The sequence below is a fragment of the Pedobacter sp. 05L430 genome (assembly GCF_056397585.1).
The window spans coordinates 18,852-29,289 of record NZ_JBFTNT010000061.1 but is presented as its reverse complement, the minus strand read 5'-3'; the positions used below and the strand labels follow the sequence as shown (position 1 = coordinate 29,289).

The 10,438-nt window shown below is 37.6% G+C and carries 7 protein-coding genes; 4 read left to right on the top strand and 3 right to left on the bottom strand.

Annotated features, from left to right (window positions below; translation table 11 throughout):
* On the top strand, window positions 1-485 hold a 485-nt coding region (locus AC1DG9_RS11560), incomplete at its 5' end, for a DUF5686 family protein (protein ID WP_477634658.1).
* A gap of 4 nt (window positions 486-489) precedes the next feature.
* On the opposite strand, the gene AC1DG9_RS11555 is transcribed toward AC1DG9_RS11560, so the two are convergent.
* From AC1DG9_RS11555 to AC1DG9_RS11545, 3 genes are all read right to left on the bottom strand, one after another.
* Window positions 490-1,137, bottom strand: coding sequence for a hypothetical protein (locus AC1DG9_RS11555; protein ID WP_172659385.1), 648 nt, complete (start codon window positions 1,135-1,137; stop codon window positions 490-492).
* A gap of 10 nt (window positions 1,138-1,147) precedes the next feature.
* Window positions 1,148-1,660, bottom strand: a complete 513-nt coding sequence (locus AC1DG9_RS11550; protein ID WP_172659384.1) for an RNA polymerase sigma factor — start codon at window positions 1,658-1,660, stop codon at window positions 1,148-1,150.
* A gap of 174 nt (window positions 1,661-1,834) precedes the next feature.
* On the bottom strand, window positions 1,835-3,013 hold the full coding sequence (locus tag AC1DG9_RS11545) for a C1 family peptidase (protein ID WP_337717940.1): 1,179 nt from the start codon (window positions 3,011-3,013) through the stop codon (window positions 1,835-1,837).
* Between the two features lie 307 nt (window positions 3,014-3,320).
* On the opposite strand from AC1DG9_RS11545, the gene trhO reads away from it, so the two are divergent.
* From trhO to AC1DG9_RS11530, 3 genes are all read left to right on the top strand, one after another.
* Window positions 3,321-4,268: an oxygen-dependent tRNA uridine(34) hydroxylase TrhO gene (gene trhO / locus AC1DG9_RS11540; protein ID WP_337717892.1), complete on the top strand. Its 948-nt coding sequence runs from the start codon at window positions 3,321-3,323 to the stop codon at window positions 4,266-4,268.
* A gap of 6 nt (window positions 4,269-4,274) precedes the next feature.
* Window positions 4,275-7,166 carry a ligand-binding sensor domain-containing protein gene (locus AC1DG9_RS11535; protein ID WP_337717894.1) on the top strand — a complete coding sequence of 964 codons (2,892 nt, stop codon included), beginning with the start codon at window positions 4,275-4,277 and terminating at the stop codon, window positions 7,164-7,166.
* 249 nt (window positions 7,167-7,415) lie between these two features.
* Window positions 7,416-10,430 carry a SusC/RagA family TonB-linked outer membrane protein gene (locus tag AC1DG9_RS11530; protein ID WP_337717896.1) on the top strand — a complete coding sequence of 1,005 codons (3,015 nt, stop codon included), beginning with the start codon at window positions 7,416-7,418 and terminating at the stop codon, window positions 10,428-10,430.
* The last annotated feature ends 8 nt before the right edge of the window (window positions 10,431-10,438 follow it).

Below are 10,438 nucleotides of genomic sequence, written 5' to 3'. Positions count from 1 at the left end.
TAAAAGGATTATTCAATAGTGATGTAGATTACGACCTGGTATCATTAGAAGTTTCCCAAAACCGCATTAGCGCTGGTTTATGGGGTTACTCATCATTCGTTGTTGGCGCTGGTAAGTTCATCAATAATAACACGGTTTACTATCCTGAGGCGAAACATTTCAGAGGTAATAACTCTTTACTTGGGCTTCCGAACTTAAGAAAGTTCTTATTCCTCGATTTCTATCTTTTCAGTACGGACCGTCAATATCTTGAAGCGCACTTTGAACACAATTTCTCTGGCCTTTTAACAAATAAAGTTCCGCTGCTGCGTAAATTAAAGCTGGAAGAACTTGTTGGGGTTAACTATTTGAGTCAGCCAGTAAAGAGAAATTACACAGAGTTCTACTTTGGCTTACAAAGATTGATTTTCAAAGCCACATATGGCTTTGCTTATGATGGAAACAGAAGAGTAAATCATGGGTTTAGATTGTATTATGGATTCTAGTCTTTTATGATCGTTCAGTTTTATAAGCTTCTATTTCATCCAAAAACTCCATGGCTTTAGTTAAAGTTTTACCACCAAAACTTTCCAAAGCCGCTTTTACCCATTTAATATGCACATTTTTATATGTCAGCTTTTTAAATAAGAATACTGATATAAAGGTAAAAAATGAAACGATTACGAGCTGAATTAACCAAAAGCCTGGTCCTGCATTTGCAACCAGATCATCATTGTACCAAAAGGTACAGTAGAATGGCGTTTGTAAAATTAGTATTCTGCCGATATTATTAAACGACGACTGGATTTTGGTTATCTTTCTCTGAGATTCCGTAACACTGTCTTCTATATTTACCTCAGAGAGCATTACAAGATGCCTAATGTAGGCAGCCGTGGCAAACACATTAAACAATATGATAAAGCCTACAGATATTACAAAGTAAATATTGTGCAAGGTATTGACCAGTAAAAAAACTAAAAAAGCAATCCATATTACACCAAGGACTACACCTGTTACCTGATTTCTACGAAAAGAACGAAGCTTATGTTCAGCTTTTTGGGTCTGCAATTCTTTTAACATTTTTAAATTAAGTGCTAATGATCTTTCCAGTTGCGCATCAAAACTACTCCAAAGTCGTTTTATATCTTGCTCTTCCATTTTCGGTTTATTAATTGTTGTTAATCTTTAAAAATCTTTGCTTTAATTTCTCTTTAATCCTATTCACTTTAGTGCCAATGTTTGATTCTGAAAGCCCAAGAATCTCAGCCATTTCCTTTTGGCTCTTTTCTTCCAGGTAAAGCAGCATCAATGCTCTGTCGAGCTCTTTTAATTCATTTATAAACTGTTGCAAAAGTTTTAAATTGGCTTCATTATCAATTGGCACATCATCCTCTATAAACTCAATTACATTTTCGGAAATGGGGCTAATCAGCGCCGATTTTTTTCTTTCCTTTCTGTATGAGGTAATGGCAACATTTAAAGCAACCCGATACATCCATGTAGTGAACTTGCTTTTGTTGTCATAACCCGGAAACGAACGCCACAACTGAAATATAATTTCCTGAACCAGATCTTTTCTATCCTCCTCATCCCTGTTAAATGAATTGGCTATTTTGTAAATTATCCCCTTGTTCTGTTCAATTACTGATACAAACTGCTCCTTCTGTTTAAGTGTATCCATTGTAAGGCATATGCTTAGAATAAAGTTATACTTTTTTAACTCACTCAATTATTCGTTTCAAGTATAGAAATATCACAGTATGATTAAAAGATATTGCAGCATCCATAAAAACCCTAAATAAAAAGGGGCCTGCATTTCAAGATACAGGCCCCTTTTTAATAAAATCCTTTGCTGTTATATGTCTAGCTTCTTACGGATATCTGAAGGAATACCTTTTTTATGCAATAAAAACGCTGTGGTTTTATATTTCACAAAGTTTTTGGTCACATATAAATAGCCGTTATAATCGTTAGTAGCACCCCAAGAGTTTTTAACAATGTAATATTCTTTGCCGTTTTGATCTTTTGCTAATCCTGTAATTTGCATACCATGATCATCAGTAGTTTGATAATCATCAAATGCTGCCTGACGTAAATCAACTGTGATTTCTTTTTCAGCTTTCGGACCATTGAACATTGCTTTTTTCTCTTCGTCCGTCATGCTATCAAAATTCTTTTCAGGAACGTAAGCAACACCATTTTTCCAGCTAAAGCCTTTTTCGCTAACATCTGTTGCCCATGCAACGCTATAACCGCCTTTTAAAGCATTATCGATAATTTTAGTGATATCGTCCATTTGTACGTTGTATACCTGATCATATGACCAGTTATCAGGCACCATCAAAACTGCTTTTTTATAATAAGGCGAAGTATTGAAAGATGAAAGTTCAACATAATCTTCAGGATTGATACCTACAACCTCTTTAGCAAAGGTTTTTGGCGTGTATTCTTTTCCTTCGTAAGTGAATTTTTCTGGAACAGCCCCCATACAAGAATCAATAGTGGCTATATATTTAGTTTTCCAGTTAGGATCAAGCTTACCATCTGGTGCTTTTACTGCATTTTCCAGAATGGCTTTTGTAAGGCTATTCATTCTATCTGATGAGCCAGGAGCGCCATAGTCATTACCACTATAAACCTCTTGAGGTAAAGCGCCATATTTAGCAAACATATTAATTACATCATGGCATGCACCCCCATCGCCTAATGTTAAGGCACCGTGCATACGCACATAGTTAATTCCTTTTTCAACATACGCATTACGGGCAGTAAATAAATCTGCAAGATCCACAGGTTTTTTACCCATTCTAATCATTTCCGACTCTAAAAAAGAGTTGGTGCTGTAGCTCCAGCAAGTACCGGATGATTTTTGATTTTTAACAGAAGTAGCTTCAGTATTGATAACCGGAGTAAATTTAAAGCTGGTTGCGCTGTTTTCGCTTTGGTTGTTTTTTAATGAATTTACAAGGTTGTCTTGCGCAAATCCAACTGTTGATCCAAGTAGAAGACTTGTGGTCAACCACAATGATCTCATCGTAGTGTTAGTCATTTTTATAAATAATAAGTTAGTTTTATTTGTGTTTTTAAATAACGCATACAAACTTAACAATAATCTAACTAAGGTGGTAGGTTTACAATAATGTTACAAACAATACTGCTTTAACATAAAGAACTATTGTTGCCAAGGCGTTGCTAGGGCCTTGAAAGGGCTGATTGTCCTACCAACAACGTAACATAGCCCTAATAAAGCCTGAGCATACGATCACAATCTGATGCAAATTCACATATTTTTCTTAGCTTTGCACCGCATTAAACGCCGTTTGCATCGGTATCAATGAATTATGAGAAAATTCCAGACACTACTTTACTATTGCTATAGTCACATAGCCGAGGCAGAACAATTTGCTGCTGATCATCTTACATTTTGTAAATCTTTAAATCTTGTTGGTCGCATCATTGTTGCTAATGAGGGTTTAAACGGTACCGTTTCAGGAACAAAAGAATCCTGCGAAGCCTACATGGCAGCTATAAAAGCTGATGAACGTTTTGCAAAAACTGATTTTAAAATTGATGATGTTGAAGAGCCTTCATTCATCAAAATGCACTGTCGTTACAAAGCCGAAATTGTCCACTCAGGATTAAGAGATCCGAATATTATAGACCCAAACAAGCAAACCGGCAAACACCTTGAACCTGCTGATTTTCAAAAAATGATAGATCAGGAAGATGTGGTAATACTTGATGTACGTTCAAACTATGAGCACAATTTAGGGAAATTTAAAAATGCAGTAACCCTCGATATTGAGAATTTCAGAGATTTTCCTGATAAAATAAATGAGCTTGCTAAGTACAAAGACAAAAAAGTACTTACCTACTGTACAGGAGGTATAAAATGCGAAAAAGCATCGGCTTTGCTATTACACCATGGATTTAATGATGTTTACCAACTGCATGGCGGCATTATCAAGTATGGTAAAGAAGCCGGAGGTGAAGATTTTGAAGGTAAATGTTACGTTTTTGACAACCGTATTGCAGTTGACGTTAATACCGTAAACCCAACAATAGTGTCTAAATGCTATAATTGCGGCAAAACTACCCCAAAAATGATCAATTGTGCCAATCCGGAATGTAATGAACATTTCACTCAATGTGATGAATGCGGAGAGACTTTACAAGGATGCTGCTCTGTTGAGTGTACTACAAATCCTCGTAAGCGCACTTATGATGGAACAGGGTATTACGTAAAAGTACCACAGCAGGTAAACGTTTCAAGTAAACAACTATCTTAGCTGTTGATGAGCAACGGACCCTTTAAATACTTTATATTTTTAATCTTTTGTTTTGTATCTGTTTCTGCTCTGGCAGATGACATCAAAAGTATTGGGGTGCCTTACATTCAAAATTATCCTAAATCAGTTTACCTTTCCGGTAACCAAAACTGGTCTATTGCCAAAGGCAAAAATGGCATTATGTATTTTGGTAATACCCAGGGTCTTTTAACTTACGATGGCAAATACTGGCAACAATATGAAATGCCAAACCGCCAGATTGTTCGTTCGGTAGCTACAGATGATAACGGTATAATTTATACCGGAAGCTTTGGTGAATTCGGATATTGGAAAATAGACCATAAGCGTTTAAAATATACTTCCCTCATCAATCTTATTCCGAAGGAACATAAAATGACCGATGAGATATGGAAAATCTATGTAGATGGCAAACGCATTATCTTTCAGTCTTTTTCGAGCATATATATTTACAATGACCAGAAAATAAATGTTGTAAAAATACCTGCATTCTTTCTGTTTCTGCATAAAGTAGATAAACGCTTCATTATCGAAGCTTTAGGGAAAGGCTTGTTTGAGCTAACCGGCGATAAACTTGTTCCCCTTAAAAATATTGGCACCCCACTACCTGGAAGCGTGCTTTCGATCCTTCCTTATAAAAACGGCAGTTTATTAATTGGTACCAGCAAAGATGGTTTGTTTCTATACGATGGCGAAAAATACACTCCCTTTAATACGCCTGCAAATACCTTTCTGCAAACCTATCAATTAAATAACGGGGTTAAAGTATTAGGAAAATACTATGCTTACGGAACAATTTTAAACGGCTTGATTATTATTGATGAGGATGGAAATATTGTACAGAGGATCAATAAGTCAAGTGGTTTACAGAACAATACGGTACTTAGTATTTATGCAGATGACGATCAGAACTTATGGACTGGTCTCGATAACGGGATAGACCGCATAGAATTAAATTCTCCTCTTTACTTTTATTTTGATAAGACCGGCCTTTTTGGCACCGTGTATTCGAGCATTATTTATAAAAACATAATTTATTTAGGAACCAACCAGGGTCTTTTTTACAGCCCATGGGTTGGTGGTAAAGACAACACTTTCAGTTCTTTTGATTTCAAACTGATACCCAAATCGCAGGGACAGGTTTGGGACTTAAGGATGATTGACGGACAGCTTCTTTGTGGACATAATGATGGTACTTTTAGCGTTACCGGAAACACAATTGAAAAAGTTACCGGTATAAGCGGAGGTTGGGTTATCAAGAAACTGAACGACAATTATCTTATTCAAGGTACTTATAATGGACTGGTATTATTCAAAAAGGACCCGGCCGGTCAGTGGAAATTTGATTCCAAAATTAAAGGTTTCGATGAACCATCAAGATATGTAGAACAGGATTCCAAAGGCGATATCTGGGTAAGCCATGCCTACAGAGGCTTATATAAATTGGTATTGAGTCCCGATTTCAAAACAGTTACAAACGTTAAGTATTACGACGAACGGAATGGGTTGCCAAGTACATATGGCATTAACCTCTTCACTCTTGAAAATAAACTGATCTATTCGTCCAATGAGGGCTTTTTAACTTACGACGAGATCAGCAACAATTTCAGCAAATATACCACTCTGAATAAGGAACTTGGATCTTTTTCTCAATCCAATAAGATCATTAAGGCCGACCATAAGAAATATTGGTTTATTAACCATGGAAAAATGGCGCTGATCAATTTTTCGCAGCCAGGAAAAATAGAAATAGACTCCAATCGTTTCAGTGTTTTAGATGGCAGAATGGTTCAGTACTATGAAAACATCAGTAAGATCAGCGACCATATTTATCTGATCAGTGTTGATGATGGCTTTGTTATTTACAATGAGCTAGATTCACTAAAGCGCAAAAAAATAGCACTCCCATCTGTATTAATTAGAAAAATAGAAGATATTACAGACACCTATTCCATTATCAGTGAGGTAGGAAATTCAGATTCGGAAATTGAAATACCGTTTAGCAGAAACAACATCAGGATCTCGTACGCGCTTCCTTATTACAGACAAAGCAGTATCAAGTTTCAGTACTTCCTGAAAGGCTATTCTAAACAATGGTCTGACTGGAGTTCTGCTTCGCAAAAAGATTTCACTAACCTTAGTGCAGGAACTTATACCTTTCTGGTTAGGGCTAAGATTAATGATGAGACCATAAGCAAGGATACAGAGTTTGAGTTTACGATCCTCCCTCCTTTTTATGCCAGCAACTGGGCTTTCGTTTTATACCTGGTTGGCATTGTCTTTTTACTAATTGCTTCTAAGCGCTTTTACGAAAGAAAGCTGATGAAAGATCAGCAAGCCATTTCTGATAAGTTGCAGGTTGAAAAGGAGGAATTTCTTAAAAAAGAAGCTGAGGCAACTGAAAGGCAAATCATCAAATTGCAAACAGAGAAACTGCAGGTAGAACTTGCAGGTAAGAACCGGGAACTTGCCAACTCAGCCATGAGTTTGGTTTACAAAAATGAGCTGCTGCAAAAGCTTAGTCAGGAGATGCTGAAGCTTAAGGATTCGAGCGGAAAACCTTTGGCAGAAGAACAGCTAAGAAAAATCCAAAAAGTAATTGATGAAGGCATGAACGATGAGCGCGACTGGAATTTATTCGAGAGCAGTTTTAACGAGGCGCATGAGAGTTTCTTCAAAAAACTTAAAGCCAATCACCCCGATCTTGTACCTAACGATTTAAAACTTTGCGCATACCTGCACATGAATATGAGTAGCAAAGAAATGGCATCATTACTGAACATTTCGTTACGAGGTGTAGAAATACGCCGCTACAGACTTCGAAAAAAGCTTGATGTACCGCACGACAAGAACCTCGTGGAGTTTCTAATGGAGCTATAGCACTACATCATTACCTCTCATATCCTTTTTTTTAAGATTGATTTTATAAAATTCTTTTGACCTCTTGTTGTAGGTCTAAATTTTGTTATGTCGGCATAGAACACTGTTTTTAGCGAAACAAGAGGCCTATTTCGATTGTTTGAGAAAGTACAGATTTCTATGATGATGTATTAATGTTGAGGCGTTTTATTTGTTTTAACTCAAATACTCTCGGAGATTTATACAACTAACAACTAAATTTTAAACAGCATGAAAAGAATCTTTACAAAACTTTCTGTTTTAACTTTTTTATGTTTTCTTTTTATCAACGCAGCTTCTGCGCAAGATATTACTATACGAGGTGTAGTAAGTGACGGTGCAGATAAAACCACTCTTCCAGGTGTAAGCGTTTTAGTAAAGGGAACACAAATTGGGACACAAACAGATGCAACGGGAAAATACGCAATAAGTGCTCCGGCCAATGCGACTCTTGTATTCTCTTACATTGGATATAATCCAACAGAGATGCAAGTGAACAACAGAACAGTGATCAACGTGGAACTTGCCTCATCCTCGCAACAATTAGAGCAAGTTGTAGTAGTTGGTTATGGTACTCAGAAAAAAATTGATGTTACCGGGTCGGTAGGAAATGTAAAAGGTGAGGACATCGCCAAGCAGGCATCCGTGAATCCTGTAAGTTCACTGCAAGGTAAGGTAGCAGGTGTAACCATTACCAATGTGGGTGCACCCGGTGGGACTCCGCAACTAACCATACGTGGTACAAGTACAATTTACGGTAAAACCGGAGCTTTATATGTAGTAGACGGGGTTTGGTATGATGATATTAACTTTCTTAATCCTGCAGACATTGCTGACATAAGTATCTTAAAGGATGCATCGGCACAATCTATTTTTGGTATACGCGGTGCCAATGGGGTTGTACTGGTAACTACTACCAAAGGCAAAAAAGGAGATCCCATTATTAACTACAATGGATCTGTAGGATTCCAAAGAGTTACCAATAAAGTGGAGATGGCCAATGCGTCGGAATATGCAACAGCAGTTAATGAGGCATATGCGCTCCTTGGTCAGCCAGCATTGTTTGCTAGTACTGATCTTGGTAAAGGAACCGACTGGTACGGTCTAATGCTGAGAGATGCGATGGTGACAAATCATCAGATCTCTATTAACGGTGGTACGGAAAAATCAACTTACAACCTTTCGCTTGGGTACCTTAATCAGGATGGGATTGTAAAAAACAACAACTATCAGCGTTACACCGCAAGGTTATCTAATGACATTCAGATTTTTGAGGCATTGAAAATCGGATATAACGTAGCAGCTAATTCCAGCAAATCGAAGGATGCACCAACCGCACTATTCAGAGGGCTTTATGCGGCTTCTCCCGTAGTGCCTGTATTTAATCCTGATGGTTCTTACGGCGATCCTAATGATTTTAATTTAGGAAATGGAAGTAATATAAACCCTCAGGTAACAATGGATTTCTTTAACCAAAGAACAACCAAATATAAAGTTACAGGAAACGTGTTTGCCGAGCTGAAATTACTAAAAGACTTTACCTTTAAAACAAGCGTGGGCGGTGATTTCGGTCAGGAGGAAGTAAGAGGTTATGTACCAAAATACGAAGCTACTACTGCACAGAACAACACTATCAGTAAGTTAAACATAGACAGGGTTGAAAATAGAAACTGGATAATAGAAAATACATTAACTTATGATAAACAATGGGATGACCATAGATTAACGGTACTTGCAGGCCAAACAGCACAACGTGTAAAAACATACAAAACCTTTGCCGAAGCTCAGAATGTGCCTTACAGCTCAGAAAGTGACCTATATCTGGCACTTGGCGATGCAGCGTCACGATCAATTCGGGATGAAGGTGAGCTCAGTACCTTTTCTTCATATTTTGCAAGGGTAAACTATGCCTACAAGAACAAATACTTATTGAATGCTTCCTTCAGGAGAGACGGTGCTTCTCAATTCTATGGCTTTGATTCGAATCCATGGGGCAACTTCCCTTCTGTCGGTGCAGGTTGGGTAATCACCAACGAAGATTTTATGAAAGATCAGAAGGTATTTAGCAATTTAAAACTTCGTGGAAGCTGGGGTAAAGTAGGGAATGCCGGGGTACCTTTTAATCCTTCTACATTAACTGTTGACCAAAGTGCAGCATTGATTGCATTTTTTGGTGGCAACCCTCAAACTGGTGCCAGCATCAGATCAATTGTTCCCCCATCATTACTTTGGGAACGCAGTGCCGGAACAAACGTAGGCCTGGAAATGGGTTTTATGGAAAATCGATTAAAAATAGAGACTGATTATTACACACGAAAAACTGAACAGGCCATTTTTAATATTCCAATCCTTGGAAGTCTAGGAACGACTAACAGTACAATCTTAGGTAACCAGGCCGACATTAAAAATAGTGGAGTTGAATTTTTAACTACATGGGCTGACAAAACTCAAGGCGGATTAACTTATACGATCAGTGCCAATCTAGGTATCAATAATAATAAAGTATTGAATGTAAGTTCAGGAGACAATCCGGTTTATCAAGGCGGAGTAGGACTGACCAGTGGTTACAGATCTACAAGGACTGTTAACAACAGACCTATTGGTGAGTTCTTTGGTTATCAGGTTGCAGGTATTTTCCAAACAGCCGAGGAAGTTGCTGAATGGAAAAACAATAAATTTTCAATAGGTGACTTCAAATTTGCAGACATTAATAATGACGGCACTATCGATGACAGAGACAGGGTAGTGTTGGGTAATCCTAATCCTAAGTTTAGCTACGGTGTAAATACCAATTTCGCTTACAAAAGCTTTGATCTTACTGTGGACATTCAGGGTGTTGCCGGAGTAGATGTGTTAAACGCCAATCTGGCTAATCGTTTTGGTAATGAGAATTATACCAAAGATTTTTTTGACCACCGTTGGACTGGTCCTGGATCATCCAACACTTATCCATCAGCAAATCTTGCTAATGAGCTTAACAAAGCTCCCAGCTCTTTTTATGTGGAAAGTGGTGATTATATCCGCTTGAGAAACATACAGCTGGGCTATACCCTACCTCAATCTTTAACTACTAAATGGAAAGCAAGGAGTCTAAGGGTCTTTATAAATGCACAAAATGCTGTAAACCTATTTGGTTACAAAGGATTCAGTCCTGAGGTAGGCGGCACCCCTACAAATGCAGGAATAGACACCAATGTCTATCCATTATTTGCTACTTATAATTTCGGTGTTAATTTAACATTCTAACTGACTTT